General features: G+C 70.0%; 17 protein-coding genes. 9 read left to right on the top strand and 8 right to left on the bottom strand.

Translation table 11 applies throughout. The features are described 5' to 3' along the window. The first annotated feature begins 27 nt into the window (after window positions 1-27). On the top strand, window positions 28-477 hold the full coding sequence (locus AB0O48_RS24020; protein WP_357250077.1) for a GNAT family N-acetyltransferase: 450 nt from the start codon (window positions 28-30) through the stop codon (window positions 475-477). Between the two features lie 162 nt (window positions 478-639). Next, entirely contained in the window at window positions 640-1,152 is a 513-nt protein-coding gene (locus tag AB0O48_RS24015) for a PepSY domain-containing protein (protein WP_365068452.1), read from the top strand. 85 nt (window positions 1,153-1,237) lie between these two features. Here AB0O48_RS24015 and AB0O48_RS24010 read toward each other — a convergent pair whose 3' ends face one another. From AB0O48_RS24010 to AB0O48_RS24000, 3 genes are all read right to left on the bottom strand, one after another. Beyond that, window positions 1,238-3,130 carry an ABC transporter ATP-binding protein gene (locus AB0O48_RS24010; RefSeq protein ID WP_357250071.1) on the bottom strand — a complete coding sequence of 631 codons (1,893 nt, stop codon included), beginning with the start codon at window positions 3,128-3,130 and terminating at the stop codon, window positions 1,238-1,240. 109 nt (window positions 3,131-3,239) lie between these two features. After that, window positions 3,240-3,908: a class I SAM-dependent methyltransferase gene (locus AB0O48_RS24005; RefSeq protein WP_357250068.1), complete on the bottom strand. Its 669-nt coding sequence runs from the start codon at window positions 3,906-3,908 to the stop codon at window positions 3,240-3,242. Window positions 3,909-4,099: 191 nt separating this feature from the next. Beyond that, on the bottom strand, window positions 4,100-4,606 hold the full coding sequence (locus AB0O48_RS24000) for a nitroreductase/quinone reductase family protein (protein ID WP_357250066.1): 507 nt from the start codon (window positions 4,604-4,606) through the stop codon (window positions 4,100-4,102). Window positions 4,607-4,784: 178 nt separating this feature from the next. Here AB0O48_RS24000 and AB0O48_RS23995 point away from each other — a divergent pair, with 178 nt between their 5' ends. After that, entirely contained in the window at window positions 4,785-5,216 is a 432-nt protein-coding gene (locus AB0O48_RS23995) for a cold shock domain-containing protein (protein WP_357250302.1), read from the top strand. Between the two features lie 35 nt (window positions 5,217-5,251). Here the strand turns inward: AB0O48_RS23995 and AB0O48_RS23990 are convergent, their stop codons facing one another. From AB0O48_RS23990 to AB0O48_RS23975, 4 genes are all read right to left on the bottom strand, one after another. Further along, window positions 5,252-6,013, bottom strand: a complete 762-nt coding sequence (locus tag AB0O48_RS23990) for an MBL fold metallo-hydrolase (protein ID WP_365068449.1) — start codon at window positions 6,011-6,013, stop codon at window positions 5,252-5,254. Window positions 6,014-6,053: 40 nt separating this feature from the next. Beyond that, window positions 6,054-6,383, bottom strand: a complete 330-nt coding sequence (gene trxA, locus AB0O48_RS23985) for a thioredoxin (RefSeq protein ID WP_365068523.1) — start codon at window positions 6,381-6,383, stop codon at window positions 6,054-6,056. Beyond that, complete coding sequence (locus AB0O48_RS23980) at window positions 6,371-6,763, bottom strand: MerR family transcriptional regulator (RefSeq protein WP_357250060.1); 393 nt, start codon at window positions 6,761-6,763, stop codon at window positions 6,371-6,373. Before AB0O48_RS23980 ends, trxA begins: the two co-directional genes overlap by 13 nt. A gap of 128 nt (window positions 6,764-6,891) precedes the next feature. Next, window positions 6,892-8,106 (bottom strand): chitosanase, encoded by a 1,215-nt coding sequence (locus AB0O48_RS23975; protein WP_357250056.1) that lies wholly within the window; start codon window positions 8,104-8,106, stop codon window positions 6,892-6,894. A 299-nt stretch (window positions 8,107-8,405) separates the two neighbouring features. Here AB0O48_RS23975 and AB0O48_RS23970 point away from each other — a divergent pair, with 299 nt between their 5' ends. Beyond that, the gene (locus tag AB0O48_RS23970; RefSeq protein WP_365068446.1) at window positions 8,406-9,032 is read left to right on the top strand and encodes a hypothetical protein; all 627 of its coding nucleotides are present in this window, start codon (window positions 8,406-8,408) and stop codon (window positions 9,030-9,032) included. A 44-nt stretch (window positions 9,033-9,076) separates the two neighbouring features. On the opposite strand, the gene AB0O48_RS23965 is transcribed toward AB0O48_RS23970, so the two are convergent. Next, window positions 9,077-10,702: a glycoside hydrolase family 43 protein gene (locus tag AB0O48_RS23965; RefSeq protein WP_357250050.1), complete on the bottom strand. Its 1,626-nt coding sequence runs from the start codon at window positions 10,700-10,702 to the stop codon at window positions 9,077-9,079. Window positions 10,703-10,952: 250 nt separating this feature from the next. Between AB0O48_RS23965 and AB0O48_RS23960 the strand changes: the two genes are divergently transcribed. From AB0O48_RS23960 to AB0O48_RS23940, 5 genes are all read left to right on the top strand, one after another. Then, entirely contained in the window at window positions 10,953-12,248 is a 1,296-nt protein-coding gene (locus tag AB0O48_RS23960; protein WP_365068444.1) for an extracellular solute-binding protein, read from the top strand. A 52-nt stretch (window positions 12,249-12,300) separates the two neighbouring features. Beyond that, window positions 12,301-13,299 carry a sugar ABC transporter permease gene (locus tag AB0O48_RS23955; RefSeq protein ID WP_365068442.1) on the top strand — a complete coding sequence of 333 codons (999 nt, stop codon included), beginning with the start codon at window positions 12,301-12,303 and terminating at the stop codon, window positions 13,297-13,299. Then, entirely contained in the window at window positions 13,296-14,132 is an 837-nt protein-coding gene (locus AB0O48_RS23950) for a carbohydrate ABC transporter permease (RefSeq protein ID WP_357250041.1), read from the top strand. Before AB0O48_RS23955 ends, AB0O48_RS23950 begins: the two co-directional genes overlap by 4 nt. Window positions 14,133-14,185: 53 nt before the next feature. Continuing rightward, window positions 14,186-15,202 carry a LacI family DNA-binding transcriptional regulator gene (locus AB0O48_RS23945; protein WP_357250038.1) on the top strand — a complete coding sequence of 339 codons (1,017 nt, stop codon included), beginning with the start codon at window positions 14,186-14,188 and terminating at the stop codon, window positions 15,200-15,202. Window positions 15,203-15,326: 124 nt separating this feature from the next. Next, window positions 15,327-16,448: a hypothetical protein gene (locus AB0O48_RS23940; RefSeq protein WP_357571046.1), complete on the top strand. Its 1,122-nt coding sequence runs from the start codon at window positions 15,327-15,329 to the stop codon at window positions 16,446-16,448. Window positions 16,449-16,543 lie beyond the last annotated feature (95 nt).

Raw genomic sequence — 16,543 nt, 5'->3', positions numbered from 1 at the left:
AACCCGAGCACGCTCACCGTCACGTCCATGACGACCGCTGCGGAGGCCGAGGCCTTCCGGACGCTGAACGAGGAATGGATCTCCCGCTTCTTCACCATTGAGGAGTCGGACCGCAAGACGCTCGGCGACCCGTTCGCCGCCATCGTCGACCCGGGCGGCGACGTGCTGATCGTCCGTGCCGGCGGGGAGATCGTCGGCTGTGTCGCCCTGGTCCGCAACTCCGACGACGTCTTCGAACTGTCGAAGATGACGGTGGTCCCGGCGGCGCGCGGCAAGGGCCTCGGCCGCCAGCTCATCGGGGCGGCGATCGAGCGTGCCCGCCAGCTCGGCGCGACCACCCTGTTCCTGGGCAGCAGCACCAAGCTCGCGAACGCCGTGCACCTCTACGAGGCTGCCGGCTTCCAGCACGTCAGTCCGGAACAGATCCCGCTGCCGCCGTACGCCCGCGCCGACGTCTTCATGCGAATGGCGCTCTGATCACTTCCGGTCGAGGCGCACCCTTGGGGCTGGGTGCGCGGCCGACGCCAGCGCCGGCTTAACCCGGCCTTAGCGTTCGGACAGCGCGGTGCTATCCCAGTTCAGCCGATCCTCAGAGTCGACAACCCAGGAGTTGACATCCGAGGAAAGGTGGACACCACGATGAAGCGCACCAACCTGCTTCTGGCGACGGTCGGCGGGTCGGCGGTGCTGGCGGTGGCCGGGGTCGCGCTCGGCGTCAACGCCGTGAGCGACACGCGGGCCGGCGGCACGGCACTCGCCGCGGCCACCGTCGCCCCGACGGCCACGGACGCGCCGGAGGCCGGCGCGACCACCGCCGCGCCGGGGACCAGCGGTACGCCGTCGGCGGGCGCCTCGTCGGGTACGCCGAGCGGTACGCCGACCACCGGCACCGCGCCGGCGGGCAGCGCGGTCGACGAGAAGCGCGCCGGTGAGATCGCACTCGCCAAGGCCGGTGGCGGTCAGATCGTCGAGGTCGAATCCGAGCAGGAGAACGGCCGGCCGGTGTGGAGCGTCGAGATCGTCGCTGGCGAGACCGAGCACGAGGTGGACGTCGACCGGGACAACGGCTCGGTGGTGAAGGCCGAGCACGAGCCGGTCGACGACGCCGATGACGCCGATGACGACGACGACGCCGACGACGACAACGACTGACCGTCCGCTGCCGCCGCCCGGCACGGGGATCCCCCGGGGCGGGCGGCGGCTCGCGTCGTGGCGCAGGTCGCCCGGTGCGGCGGCCTCAGATGGCGACGCGTTGCTCCTGGACCGTCGGCTGGGCCTGGTCGAACTGGGTGCGGTACAACTCCTGATACCGGCCACCGGCGGCGAGCAGTTCGCCGTGTCGCCCACGCTCGACGATTCGGCCGTCTTCGACGACGAGGATCTGGTCTGCCGCCCGAATGGTGGAGAGCCGGTGCGCGATGACCACACTCGTCCGGCCGGTCAAAGCTTCGGCGAGGGCCTCCTGAACCGCGGCCTCGGAGGTCGAGTCGAGGTGCGCGGTGGCCTCGTCGAGGATGACCACGCGCGGACGGGCCAGCAGCAGGCGCGCGATGGTGAGCCGTTGCCGTTCCCCGCCCGACAGCCGGTACCCGCGTTCACCGACGACCGTGTCGAGCCCATCGGGAAGGGAGCGGATCAGGTCGTCGAGGCGGGCACGCCGGAGCACCTCCCACATCTCGGCCTCCGTGGCGTCCGGCCGAGCGAACGCCAGGTTGGCGCGGATGCTCTCGTGGAAGAGGTGCCCGTCCTGGGTGACGACGCCCAGCGCCGTCCGGATCGACTCGGCCGACAGGTCGCGTACGTCGACGTCGGCGAGCCGCACCGCGCCGTCCTCGACGTCGTACAGGCGGGGGACGAGCTGCGCGATCGTCGACTTGCCCGCCCCGGAGGAGCCGACGAGGGCGACCATCTGCCCCGCCTCGGCGCGGAACGACACCCCGTGCAGCACCTCATCGCCGCCGCGGGCGTCGAGCTTCACCACATCTTCGAGAGACGCGAGCGACACCTTGTCCGCTGACGGGTAGCCGAACCGTACCCCGTCGAACTCCACCGCGACCGGCCCGTCGGGGAGCGGCCGGGCATCGGGTCGGTCGAGGATCAGCGGCTTGATGTCGAGGATCTCGAACACCCGCTCGAAGCTCACCAGCGCGCTCATCACCTCCACCCGGGCGCTGGCCAGCGAGGTCAGCGGCGCGTAGAGACGCGACAGCAGCAGCGCGAGGGCGACCACGGTCCCGGCGTCCAGGCTGCCCCGCAGGGCGTAGAGACCGCCCAGCCCGTAGACCAGGGCCAGCGCCAGCGAGCCGACGACGGTGAGCGCGGTGATGAAGACCCACTGGAGCATGGCGGTGCGGATGCCGATGTCCCGCACCCGACGCGCCCGCGCCGCGAACTCCGCCGACTCCTCGGCCGGCCGCCCGTACAGCTTGACCAGTGTCGCGCCGGGTGCCGAGAAGCGTTCCGTCATCCGCGTGCTCATGGCCGCGTTGTGCTCGGCCGCCTCACGCTGCAACTGGGCGAGCTTCGAACCCATCCGGCGCGCCGGGAGGACGAAGATGGGCAGCAGCACGAGCGCCAGCACCGTGATCTGCCACGAGAAGCTGAGCATCACCGCCAGCGTCAGTGCCAGGGTTACCGCGTTGCCGACCACCCCCGACAGGGTGTCGCTGAAGGCCCGCTGCGCGCCGATCACGTCGTTGTTCAGGCGGCTGACCAGCGCACCGGTGCGCGTCCGGGTGAAGAACGCCACCGGCATGCGCTGCACGTGGTCGAAGACGGCCGTGCGCAGCTGGACGATGAGTCCCTCACCGATGCTGGCGGACAGGAAGCGCGTTACCAGACCCAGGCCGGCTTCGGCCAGGGCGATCACGGCGATCAGCACCGCCAACCGGATCACGACGCCGCTGTCGGCGCCGTCCACGATGGCCTCCACGACCCGTCCGGCGAGGACCGGTGCCGCCACCGTGAGGACCGCCGTCACCACGCTCAACAGCAGGAACCTGACGATCAGGGACCGGTGGGGACGCGCGAACTCCACGATGCGCTTCAGGGTGACACGGGACAGTGGTCGTTCTTCCTGCGCGTTCATCGCGTGGTGCAGAGACGTCCACGCGGCAAATTCCATGCTCATGCCTTACCTCCGATAACGGAGGTTAGGACCTCACCCGAGATTGAGGTCAAGTCACCGCGCCGGGCGTTCCACCTCGACCCGCGACCGGAGGTGCCGTGACCGGAGATTGCTAGGCGTCGCGGCGCAGCGTGAACCAGAAGGTCGGCACCGAGTTGGTGCCCGGTGTGACGTCGAGGAGGTCCCAGCCGCGGAACCTGGCGCGGAGCTCGTCGGCTGTGACGCCTGCCGCCCACGACGTGACCTCGGGCATCGGACTGCCGAGCGGCTCGGGGCCGTACCCGAACATCAGCAGGCGTGCCCCGGGAGCGGCGCGGTGCGTGAGCCCGGCGGCGTAGGCGTCGCGGCGGTGCAGCGGGACTCCGCAGTAGCAGCTCAGGTCGAAGAACAGGTCGAAGGGGCCCGGCACGTCAAGCTCGTCGAGGCGGGTGGCGTCTCCGTGCAGCAGCCGTACCGCCACTCCCGCCGCCGCAGCCTTCTCCCTGGCTTGGTCGACGGCGCGGTCGATCAGGTCGACGGCCGCCACCTCCCAGCCGTGCCGTGCGAGGTAGGTGGCGTTGGTTCCGGTGCCGCAACCAAGTTCGAGGGCGCGGCCGGGCGGCAGCGCCCCCGGCCCCTCTACCAGGTCGACCAGCTCGGGCGGCGTCACGCCGGTGTCCCACGGCGGCTTGCCGGTGCGGTAGTAGCGCTCCAGCGCGCGGTGGACGGACTCCTCCTCCGGGTCCCGCTGCGTGGAGTCCAGGTCCGGCCCTGGCTTCTGGATGGCGTGGGGCTGGCTCATCGTGTCCTCCAAAAATAGAGTCCAACTCTAACGTTGTGCTCTAAAAATAGACCCGCAATATGAGCGAGGTCAAGCAGCCGGACAAGCGCGCGCTCATGTCTCACCCGACACCGGCATCGTCCGGTCGAGGGTGGCTGCGTCGTCGCCCGAGGCGTGGCCCAGCGGCGGCGTGGGGGAGCGGGCGGACCGCGTCAGGCGTCGGGCTGCGGCTGGCCGGCGACGCCCTCGACGCCGGAGCGGGGCTCGAGAACCACCACCGCGGTTTCGGAGGGGCGCAGTGCCGCGAGGGCGTCCAGGTTGGTGTCGATGTCGCGCCAACGGGTCCACAGGCGGACCCGCTCGTCCCCGGCCGCGGCGCGTCCAAGGACCAGCCGCCGCCCGTCAACCAGGTCCACCGTCGCCTCCGGATGGGTTCGCAGGTTGAGCCACCAGGCGGGCTCACCCTCACCCCAGCCGTTCATCGCCAACGTGAACAGGTTGGGTCCATCCTCCAGGTACGCGACGATGACACCGCGTTGCTGACCGGTGCGGCGACCGGTCGTGGTCAGCCGCAGGGTGCCCCACCGGTCCGGGCGGGGTCGCCAGAGCCCGACTCGGCCGCGAAACACCCGATAGAGCCCCCGGTGCACGGACCAGGCCGTCCGGATGAACCAGCGTGGCGGCAGCCTCGGCTTCTTTGCGCGATCCTCGATCGACACGACGGCCTCCACACCTGCTCGGCGATGGTACGAACAGAATGCCAGCTGCGCTCCCGGCGCGGAATGGTGCGCGTGGTGATCGTTGGACGCCAGGTCACGACGTGTTCGGTACCGTTGCCGAGCAGTGTGTGTGGACACTGTCGAGATCCTGGTTGAGTGGTGGGAGTGGGTGGTGGCTGTGTGGGCGGCAGGTAAGGTCATCCGGTTCGACGAGGCACGTGGTTACGGCTTCATCGCGCCGGCGAAGGGTGGCGAGGACATTTTCGTCCACGCCAACGACTTCGGCGAGCAGCGGCACCTGGTGCATCCCGGCATGCGTGTCGAGTACGAGGTGGAGGCCGGCGACCGTGGTCTGAAGGTGGCGGCCCTGCGGATCGTCGAGCCGGTCGCGGGCGCCCGCCCGGAACGGGTGCCGGACGTCGTGCCGACGCGGACCGGGCAGACCGGCGAGGATGACGGGATGTGCGACGTCCTGTCGCCGCGCGAGTTCACCTACGAGGTGACGGAGTTACTGATCGAGCGGGTGCCGACGCTGACCGCGGCCCAGATCTCCGCGATCCGGCAGCCGCTGGTCGACCACGCCAGATCGCACGGCTGGGTCGAGAGCTGAGCCGCTGGCCCGATCGGGCGCTCGCCATCCGCGGGTCAGGACTTACGCGTCTGGACATCTCTGCGCAGGTATGCCTCGGCCAGCTGACGTAGGCGGGTCCGGTCGAAGCTGCGCCCGTGGCCGGGATGGACGACGGACACGTCGAGATCGGCGAGAAACTCCATGCTGCGCCGATAGGCGGCCACATCGGAGTTCGGCAGGTCGTCGATCAGCGCGCCCTCGTAGATGATGTCGCCGGAGTACAAGGTCCCGGTGCGCTGCTCCAGCAGGGCGATGCTGCCCGGGGTGTGGCCGGGAAGGTGCAGCACGGTGAGTGTTCGCCCGCCCAGGTCGACGTGGTCACCGTCGTCGAGCAAGCGGTGCAAAGTCATGGGTGGGATGCGGTAGCTGGCCGGGTCGTAGTCGGGATCGGGCAGGACGTCGATCATCAACTCCGGGACGGGTTCGCCCGTCGCGTCGATCCCGAGCTTGTCGAAGAGTTCCGCGCCGTACAGGCTCGCCGGCACGCCCGCCGTCAGGAGTTCCGCCTCGGCGGGGTGCGCGGCCCGGTCCGTGAACTCGGCCGCCCCACCGACATGATCCAGGTGCGCGTGGGTGAGCAGGACCATCGGATCGCGCTCGAACATCGCCGGGATCGCCTCCCGGAGGGCGACGACCCCGAGCCCGGCATCGATCACCAGATCACGATCGTTGCCGCGCAACCACCAGAAGTTCGCCGACAGGAGCTCGTTGACGTGCGGTTCCGAGAGCCGGATGACGCCACTACCCGCCTCACCTCGGGTGTGCCAGTCGACCATGTCGACGATTGTGCCAGTGATGGGTGTGCGTTTCGATCGGTCACAGCCCGGCGTGCGTGGTCAGGCTCTGCCGCAGGTGCAGTTTCGGCCTGGACCCGACGACCGAACCGACCACCTCACCCCGACGGAACACCAGCAGCGTCGGCAGGGACATGACCCGGTAGCGCCGGGTGGCCTGCGGGTTGTCGTCGGAGTTGAGCTTGGCGATGACCGTTCGCTCGCCGAACTCCCCGGCCAGCTCGACGAGGCTCTTCTCGATCATCTTGCAGGGTGGGCACCACTCGGCCCAGAAGTCGACCACGACAGGCCGATCGCTGGCGAGCACCAGTTCGGCGAACGTGTCGTCGGTGACGGTGGTCAGGGAGCCGATTGTCGTCTCCTGGGGCATGTTTCCTCCCGGTGCGCGATGGCGTGGTTGAGCTGGGTGTGCAACTGCTGACGGACCGCTGCGAGCCGACCGAGGTAGTCGTCGACCTCGGCGAGCTTGCGTCGCAGCACCAGCACGGAATCGGGGCAGACGTCGCCCGATGCGTTTCCCGCCCGCAGGCAGGCGACGAACGGACGGACGTCGTCGAGGCCGAAGCCGACGTCGAGCAGCGCGCGGATCTCCTGGACCACCCGCAGCTCCGCCTCGTCGTAGACCCGGTAGCCGTTGGCCGAGCGCTGCGGACGTACCAACCCGTGGGCCTCGTAGTAGCGCAACGTCCGGGTGCTCGTGCCGGCCCGTTCCGCCAGCTCGCCGATCAGCATCAGACCTCCTCGACCAGCCCGTCGCGACCAGGCTAAACCTTGTCGTCAGCGTCAAGGCAAGGTCGAGCCCGGGGACGGCTCAGGGCGCCGCGAGGCGGCGCCCTGAGCGTCTGCGCGTGCCGGAGGGCCTAGCCGATGCGGAACTGTTCGCCGTAGACGGCGAACGCCAACGGCGTGTTCAGGTTGAAGTTGCCGTTGTTGAGGAACACCCGCTGGGCCGTGTCGACGCGGGACGTGTCCGAGTGGGCTTCCTCCTTCTTCATCTCGATGACCCGCTCGTCGAGGAAGGCGTTGAGCCAGGTCCGCTCGTCGCCGCCCTGCGCCGGGGGCTTCGCGCGGGCGAGGGCGCGGCTGCGGATCTGGCGCATGCCCTCGTACCCGTGCATGACCGCCGCGTCGTAGTAGGCGAACTGACCGAGCGCCCGGACCTGGTCGTTCTTGCCGTCGCGTACCGAAGGGTTGAAGTAGACCCGGTCCCGCTCGGCCTCCTGGGCCGCCCGGAACACCGAGTCGTTGGCCGCCGTCCGCCAGTCGCGGGGGAAGTTGGGGTCGAGGCCGGCGTGCGACGCGGTGCCGTTGACTGCGCGCAGCGCCGGCAGGTAGCCGGCCAGCACGTTGCCCGGCTTGGTGTTCGTGTACGCCTGCACCAGTTCGAGCATGTCGCCGGTTCCGGAGCAGAATCCGATGATGCCGGCGGTGTAGCCGCGACCGTCGCCGATGTCCTCGATGTAGGAGAACTGCGCGCGCCAGTCGAGCGACGAGTTCTCCGCGGCCGAGACGAGCTGCATGGCGACGTCCTTCTTCGCCGGGTCGTCGAGGTTGGTGCCGGCCGGGACGGTAGCGGTCGGCGTGGGGGTGGGTGTGCCCCCGCCGGGCAGCGTCCACCGCTGGTTGCTGGTGCCCCCGCAGGTCCAGATCTGCAACCGGGCGCCGTTCGCGGTGCTCCGGTCGGTCACGTCGAGGCACTTGCCCGAGGCGGTGTTGACCAGGGCGCCGTTGCTGGCCGTCCACTTCTGCGCACCGGTGTTGTTGCAGTCGTACAGCTGGATCTTGGCGCCGTTGGCGGTCGACGCGGCGGTGACGTCCAGGCACTTGCCGAGCGCGCGGATCGAGGTGTCGGTGTTGCCGACGGTCCACGTCTGGGCCGCGCTGCCGTTGCAGTCGTAGAGCTGGACCGCCGTGCCGTTCGCCGGATTGGCCCCGGCGACGTCGATGCACTTGCCGCCGAGGCCGGTGATCGGGCCGGCGGTCGCGGCGCTGGCCGACGGCAGGCCGTAGCCGACCGCCGCGACGCCGGTCAGCAGGGTGCCCACGACGTAGGCGGCTGTTCTCTTGCGCACCATGGTGTTCCTCGGGGAAGGGGCGGCATGCCGCCGGCCGGTCGATGCCCGGCGCGGCGATCGGCCCCGGCGGGCACCACGAGAATCTGGAAACTGTATTAACAGATATCAGTACGTCGGGTCGCCGTCAATCGACGAGCGCAGGCCGTGACGACGCATGTTCATCTCGTTGTCGGCGGGCGTTGTGCGCCCGGCCGGCTACCGGGGTGCTCGGCCCCCGGACCACCCAGTTAGATGGCCTGAGCAGTGCCGCGTCCCGGGCGAGACGACCCGGGACGGCACCGACACGCAAGGAGCGCTCCATGGCAGTCCACCTCCGCCGTACCCGGTCTCTGTGGGTCACGGCCGCCGCCGTCCTCGCCGTGGCGGCGATGTCCGCCTGCGGCAGCGCGGGCGCCGATCCGGTCGGCACGCCCAGCGTCACCGCGCCGACCGGGGCCGCGCCGACCGAGGCCACGCCCACCGGCGTCGCGGCCCCGGCGGTCAAGGGCAAGCTGCGCGGGTACGGCACGGTGCGGCAGCTCAGTGAGGCCGCGGACCTGGTGGTCCGGGGTGCGGTCGGGGCGGACGGGTTCCGGGTGGACGAGGTGCTGCGCGCGGCGAGCGGATCGTCCGTGGGGGCCGGGACGCGGATCACGCTCGCCAGCCTGGATCGCGGCGTGGCCGACATGGCCCAGATGTCCACGCTCACGGCGGGTCAGGTCGTGGTGCTCTACCTCGCCAGGGACCTGGCGGCCCCGACGTTCCGGACGCTCAGCGGCGACTTCGGGGTGTTCGACGTGGCCGGGGCCGGCGACGACGCGGTCGCGGTGTCCCGCTCGCAGGCCATGGCCGTCAGCGGTCTGGTCGCCGAGGACCCGGCGGCGTCCGGCCACGGCTTCCGCACCACCCTCGGCCAGCTTCGTACCGTCGCCGGCCAGGTGAAGTAGGACGACGGACACGGACGGCACCCCGGGGGGTGCCGTCCGCGCGGTCAGTGCTCGCGGTAGGTGGCCAGGTCGAAGTCGGCGTACACGCCGTCGCCGCCGAGATCCTGTACCCACAGGCCGACGAACGCCCCGGTGAAGCCCCACGCGGCCGGCTCGCCGTCGATGATCAGTGCGGCGTGCTCGTCGGACAGGATCGTCGCGTCCAGGTCGACCGGGAGCCGCCGCCAGCCGGCGCCGAGGTCGTACTCGAAGCCCACCACCGGCCCGTCGAACACCGCCCGCAGACCGACCCGGGTGACCCCGCTGGCGTCGACGGTCAGCTCGGGGTACGGGGTGCGTCGCCCGTTGTCGGAGCTGAGCAGCTCCAGCACCGTCCGCCCGTCGTCGGCCCGGGTCAGGTAGAGGTGGTGCCAGTTCAGCGTGTTGTAGTAGGCGGTGATGCCGGCGAGCTGACGGTGGTCGACCGGGTCGAACTCCACCACCGTCTCCAGGGAGCAGTGCGTCGCCTCGACGCGTCGCGCGACCAGGCTGGGGGCCTGTCGACCGACCGGTGACTGCCCGCCGTGCACGCGCAGGTGCGACGGGCGCGACCGTAGGTCGATCCAGTCGTCGGTGGCCGGCCGGCGCAGCGTCGACCAGCACAAACCCAGCTCGGAGGCGTCGAAGTGGTCGGTGTCGGGTTCCGCGGGCCACGGGTGCGCGGGCAGGTCCGGCGCGACGACCTCGTCCGCGGGCACCCCGCCGGGGATCCGGGGCCAGCCATCCGCCGGCCACTCGACCCGCTGGATCGCGGTCTCCCGGCCCAGCACGCAACTGCCCAGCGGTGAGTAGGGGCGACCCACCAGGTGGGCCAGATACCACTCGCCGCCCTGGGTGCGCACCAGACTGCCGTGACCGGCCTTCTGCAACCGCAGGTCGGGCCGGCCCACCGAGCTGAGCAGCGGGCCGTCCGGGTCCACCTCGTACGGCCCGAACAACTCCCGGGATCGCGCCACGGTGACCTGGTGCTCCCAGCTGGTGCCGCCCTCGGCGGTGATCAGCCAGTACCAACCGTCGTGGCGGTAGAGGTGCGGGCCCTCGGTGACCCCGACCGGGGTGCCGGTGAACAGGATGCGGGGCCGGCCGACCAGGCGGCGCGCGGCCCGGTCGTACTGCTGGATCTCGATGCCGCCGAAGCGGTCCCGGCCGGGTCGCCAGTCCGCGCTCATGCTCAGCAGCCAGGTGGTGCCGTCGTCGTCGTGGAACAGGGCGGCGTCGAAACCTCGCCCGTGCAGCTTCACCGGATCCGACCAGGGGCCGGCGATGTCCTCGGCGGTGACCAGGAAGTTCTGTGGGTCCCAGTAGCCGCTGGCGAAGCTGGCCACGTCGCTGTAGACGAGGTGGAACTGACCGTCGTGGTACGTCAGGTCGGGCGCCCACACGCCGTTGGAGTCACCGCAGCCGCGCAGGTCGAGCAGGCGGCGGTCGGTGATGATCCCACCCAGCGTGCGCCAGTTCACGAGATCACGCGAATGGTGCACACGCACGCCCGGATACCACTCGAAGGTCGAGGTGGCCAGGTAGTAGTCATCGTCGACGCGAAGGATCGACGGGTCCGGATGGAATCCGGCGAGGACAGGGTTGCGGATCGACCGGGCAGCGGTCACCACGTTAGCGATGTCGGTCGACACGAGGGCTCCTCTGGACGACTGTCTGGAACTTCCGGAAACTTGCGGTCCCGGATCACTGGAAGTCCTGCCTACGCTAGCCGGTCTTTTCGCAATAGGACAGAGGTCTTGACCGTTGCGGCCACAGCTCGTAGCGTGCCGGCCATCGACCGGTAATACCGGCGAAGCAATGAAAGTTCCGGAGATCCATAAGTCCCACCCCGCCGGCTCGGCCGGCGTCCGAGCACCCTGTGAGTCCCCGAAGGGATGGATCATGACTACGCACCTCTCCCGCCGAACGCTGCTCGGCCTCGCCGGTGCCGGCGCCGGCGCCTACCTGCTGAGCGCCTGTAGCGGTGACGACAAGTCCAGCGACCCGAACGCGCCGCAGACCATCAACTGGTGGCACATCCAGAACACCGACCCGTTGCTGCCCGTCTGGGCGGCGATCGCGAACGAGTACAAGACGGCACACACCAACGTCACCTTCGACATCCAGCCCCTGGAGAACGAGGCGTTCAAGGCCAAGCTCACCACCGTCACCCAGGCCGGCGACCCGCCGGACCTCTTCCAGTCCTGGGGCGGCGGCGTGCTCAAGCAGCAGGTCGACGCGGGGCTGGTCAAGGACCTCACCGACGACGTGAAGCCGTGGATCGGCGGGTTGCTGCCCGCCGCCATGGAGCCGTACACGATCGACGGCAAGATCTACGGCGTTCCGTTCGACATCGGCATGGTCGGTTTCTGGTACAACAAGGACCTCTTCACCCGCGCCGGAATCACCGCCGCCCCCACCACCTGGACGGGTGTGCTCGACGCGGTCCGCAAGCTCAAGGCCGCGGGCATCACCCCGATCGCCCTGGCGGGCAAGGACAAGTGGCCGGCCCACTTCTACTGGTCCTACCTCGCGATGCGAATCGGCGGCAAGGACGCGCTGCAGAAGGCCGTCACGGACAAGAACTTCGACAGTCCCGACCTCGTCGCCGCCGGCGACCGGCTCAAGGAACTCGTCGACCTGCAGCCGTTCCAGAAGGGGTTCCTCGGCGCCTCGTACAGCTCACCCGACGGGCAGGCCGCCACCATGGGCAACGGTGGCGCCGCCATGGAGCTCATGGGGCAGTGGGCGCCGGCGACGCAGGGGACGAGTTCCACCAGCAAGAAGGGCATCGGCGACAAGCTCGGCTTCTTCCCGTTCCCCGCCGTCGACGGCGGAAAGGGCGCAGCCACCGAGGTGTTCGGCGGCGGCAACGGCTTCGCCGTCGGCAAGAACGCGCCCGGGGCCACCGTCGACTTCCTGAAGTTCCTGCTCAGCGCCGACAACCAGCGCACGGCCACGAAGACCGGCGCGGTGCTACCGACCGTGAAGGAAGCCGCGTCGGCCATCACCGACCCCAACGCCAAGACCGTCGCGGACACTCTCGCCAGCTACACCGGCTTCCAGCTCTACCTCGACCAGGCGTACGCGCCGGCGCTCGGTTCGCAGATCAACGACAGCGTGGCCGAGCTCATCGCCGGCAACAAGTCGCCCGCGCAGGTCGTCAAGGACATCACGCAGGTGGCGAAGACCGTCTGACCGTGCTCTTCCACCCATCCGTAGCCGGCCGCAAAACCCCAGTGGAGTAGGCATGACCACGCCATCGACCGTGTCGGACACCAGGCGCGGCGACACGGCGACGGACCCGTCGGCACCGGGGCCGGGCACCGCGCGTCAGCGCGGCCGCCAGCCCCGGCCGGGCCGCGGCGGCGTCCTCGCCATCTTCCTCACACCAGCCCTGGTGCTGTTCCTGCTGCTGGTCATCGCCCCGATCCTGGTGGCCGGCTACGGCAGCCTCTACAAGTGGAACGGCTTCGGGCTGCCGGAGAACTTCATCGGGCTGGACAACTACACACGCGCCTTCCAGGACCCGACCTTCCGGGGCGACCTGTGGCGCGGGTTCGTGCTGGTGCTGCTGTCGCTGGCCGTTCAACTGCCCGCCGCGCTGGCCCTGGCCATGTTGCTCAACCAGCCCCTGCGGGGCCGCGCCGTCTACCGGCTGATCTTCTTCGCCCCGTACGTGCTGTCCGAGGTCACCACGGCCGTCCTGTTCACCCTGGTGTTCTCACCCAACCGGGGCCTGGGCGAGGCGCTCTCCGGGTGGCTGAGCGCCGATGCCGGTGCCGTCTTCGCCGACCCGGACACCGTGCTGTTCGCCGTCTTCCTGGTGGTGTCCTGGAAGTACTTCGGCCTCTACATGATGCTGTTCCTGGCGGCCCGACAGGGCATCCCCAAGGAACTCTCGGAGGCCGCGGTCACCGACGGCGCCACCGCCTGGCAGGCGTTCCGACACGTCACCCTGCCCCTGCTCGGCCCGACGATCCGGATCAGCGTGTTCCTGTCCGTCATCGGCACCATCCAACTGTTCGACATGGTCTGGGTGCTCACCGGCGGTGGCCCGATCCACTCCTCGGAGACCATGGCCGTGACGATGTACGAGTACGGCTTCCGCCGCTTCGAAGTCGGCTACGCCAGCGCGATCAGCATCATCATGTTCCTGCTGAGCCTCGTCTTCGCCCTGTTCTACCAGCGAATGGTCCTGCGTCGGGACACCGCAGGCGCGATCACCAACCAGGGAGGCCAGCGATGACCGCCAGGATCAGTCGCGCCCAGCGGACCCGCAGCCTCGTGCTGCACCTGATCTGCGTGGCCGTCGGCGCGCTGATCGTCGTACCGGTCTGGTTCGGGGTGCTCGGCGGCTTCAAGGACAACGGTCAACTGTCCACCAACCCGCTGGGCTGGCCCGACCCCTGGGTGGGCAACTACGTCGACATCCTCGCCAACGGGTTGTTCTGGCGACAGCTCGGCAACAGTGTGCTGATCGCCGTCAGCAGCACCGTCATCGTCGTCGGCGCGGCGGCGATGGCCGCGTTCGTCTTCGCGCGCTACGCGTTCCGGGGCCGCGAGTTCCTGGTGACCCTCTTCGCGATCGGCCTGATGTTCCCGTTCGCGGTGGCCATCCTGCCGCTGTTCATCCTGCTGCGCGGCATGGGCCTGCTGGACAACCCGCTCGGCGTCATCCTGCCCCAGGCCGCCTTCGGGCTGCCGATCACCATCATCATCCTGCGCCAGTTCTTCCGCACCATCCCGGCCGAGGTGGAGGAGGCAGCTGTCCTGGACGGGTGCAGTTCCTTCGGGTTCTTCTGGCGGGTCCTGCTGCCGATGGCCCGTCCCGCCCTGGCCACCGTCTCGGTGCTGGCGATCGTGACCAGCTGGAACAACTTCATGTTGCCGCTCGTCGTCTTCAGCGACCAGAGCTGGTGGACGCTCCCCGTCGGGGTCCAGGCCTTCCAGGGCCAGTACGCCGACGACACCGCACGGGTGCTCGCGTACGTCGTGCTGTCCATGATCCCGGCCCTGGGCTTCTACGCCGTGGCCGAACGGCAGCTCATCGGGGGCCTGACCGGCAGCGTCAAGGGGTGACACCGCAGCACCGCGAGCAGACCTGAAGCCTCTCGGCAGACGAAGGAGCGACCGTGGGCGCGGAGAACGGCCGAAACGTCACCATCGCGATGATCGCGCGGTTGGCCGGTGTCTCGGTGCCCACGGTCTCCCGGGTCATCAACGGGCGATCCGATGTCGCCCCGGACACCCGGGAACGCGTCGAGGCGTTGCTCAACCGGCACGGGTACCGTCGCCGGTCGCCGGCCCGGCGCACCGACGCCGCCCTCATCGACCTGGTCTTCAACGACCTGGACAGCCCGTGGGCCGTGGAGATCATTCGTGGGGTGGAGGACGTCGGCCAGAGCAGCGGCGTCGGCACCGTCGTGTCGGCCATCCACTGGCGCATCTCCTCGGCCAAGCAGTGGCTCGACAACATGCGTACGCGCTCCACCGAGGGCATCATCTTCGTGACCTCGATGGTGAACCCACCGTTGCAGGCCGAGCTGCGCCGCCTGCACCTGCCGGTGGTCATCATCGACCCGGCCGGTGTCGACCCGCAGGAGTCGCCCACCATCGGCGCCACCAACTGGGCCGGCAGCCTGAGCGCCAACCAGTACCTGATCAGCCTCGGCCACCGCCGCATCGGCTTCATCGCCGGCCCACCGCACCTGATGTGCAGCCGGGCCCGGATGGACGGCTACCGGGCCGCGCTCGGCGCCGCCGACATCCCCGTCGACGACGCCCTCATCCGCCCCGGCAACTTCTACCACGAGGGCGGATTCAGCGCCGGCACCCAGTTGTTGGCCCTGCCCGACCCGCCCACCGCGATCTTCGCCTCCAGTGACCAGATGGCGCTCGGCGTCTACGAGGCGGTGCGCAAACGCGGGTTGCGGGTGCCCGACGACGTGAGCGTGGTGGGCTTCGACGACCTGCCCGAGGTCCGGTGGTGTTCCCCGCCGCTGACCACGGTGCGCCAACCGCTGGCCGAGATGGGCATGCTGGCCGCACGGACCGTGCTGCGCCTCGCCGCCGGTGAGAGGACCGAGAGCCCTCGGGTCGAGCTGGCCACCGAGCTCGTCGTCCGCGACAGTGCCGCACCACCCCGGTGACGTCAGCGCCCGGCGTCCGGCCCGTGATCAGGCCTCGCGGAGGGCGTCGTCGACGCGGTCCCGGGGGCATGATTACCGGATGCGTGCTGACTCACTCCGTCGCAGCCCGGAGACGGGGTGAACAGTGGATCTCGGCCCTGATTCGCGCGACGTCCAGGTGCTCGGTGTCGGCATCGACAGGTACGAGGGTGGGAGCGACTGGAGTCTGGTCGGGCCGGTCGACGACGCCATCCGGTTCGCACGCCGGTTCGTCGCCTGGGGGGTGCCGCCGGAGCAGGTGACCCTGCTGTTGGCCCCCGAACCCGATCCGAGCGCCGTCCCGCCGGGAGTCGTCGTGCGAGCCGCCGATCGCGCGACCGTACGGGACGTGCTGCTCCGGGAGTTGCCGACCCGCCCCCAGTCCACCCTCTACGTGGTGTGGGGAGGCCACGGCTACGTCGACACCGGCCGGCACCGGCGGCTCTACTACGCCGACGCCACCGCCACCGACGCCGGCTCACTCGACCTGGATTCCATGCTCGCCACGTTCGCCTCGGACCTCGTGCGGTCGTTCGACCGGCAGTTGTGGATCGTCGACGCGTGCCAGTCGCACGACCGCCCGCACGCGCTGCGCACACCCGGCAACGAGACCTTTCCCGCCGGCGAACCCGCCGCCGGTCGGACACAGGACGTGCTGTTCGCCGCCGGTGTCGGACAGGCCGCGGCCAACCTGCGGGTACGACGTACCGGGCTGTTCAGTCGGGAGGTGCTGCGGCTGCTGGAATCCGACGACCCGGACCTGCTCGGCAACCCGGCTCGGCTGGTGGCCGCACTCCGGGACCGGTTCGCCGAGCTGCGTGCGACCGGGCTCACCGGGCAGACCCCCACGTACCTCTGGTACCGCAACGCGCTCGGCGACGAGGGCCTCGTGCTCGGTCGACCTCCGGCGGGGCAGCCGGCGCCGCCGACCTCGGCGTCCCCGCCGCCGTCCCTGCTCGGTCCCCTCGTGGACGCGCTGCTGGCGATGCCGGAGTTCCTGCGGCCCAACGACCGGGAGGAGATCCTGTCCCTTCTTCGGGGTCAGGTGTATGCCGCGATCCGACGCAGCAGCGCGGCCCGGGCGGACACCATCAGCATCGTCCGGACCTGTCTGCGGTATCCGGGCGCCCTGGCGGAACTCGTGGAGGCGGTCCGTTTCTTCGCCAGCGACGACGTCGCGATGGCTCAGGTCGAGGAGAGCGCCGCTCGGCTGGCCCCGTACGCCTGACCCGAGCCGCGGGCGATCCACGTCGGACCGTCACGTCACCGCAGTGCGGGTTACGGTGGGCGTAGCTCGATGTGACGCTTTCGTTGCGCTCCAGA

Source organism: Micromonospora sp. NPDC085948 (genome assembly GCF_040686315.1).
In the GTDB taxonomy this organism is placed as follows: domain Bacteria; phylum Actinomycetota; class Actinomycetes; order Mycobacteriales; family Micromonosporaceae; genus Micromonospora.
The sequence above is the reverse complement of the archived record's forward strand: the minus strand, read 5'-3'. Positions and strand labels throughout refer to the sequence as shown.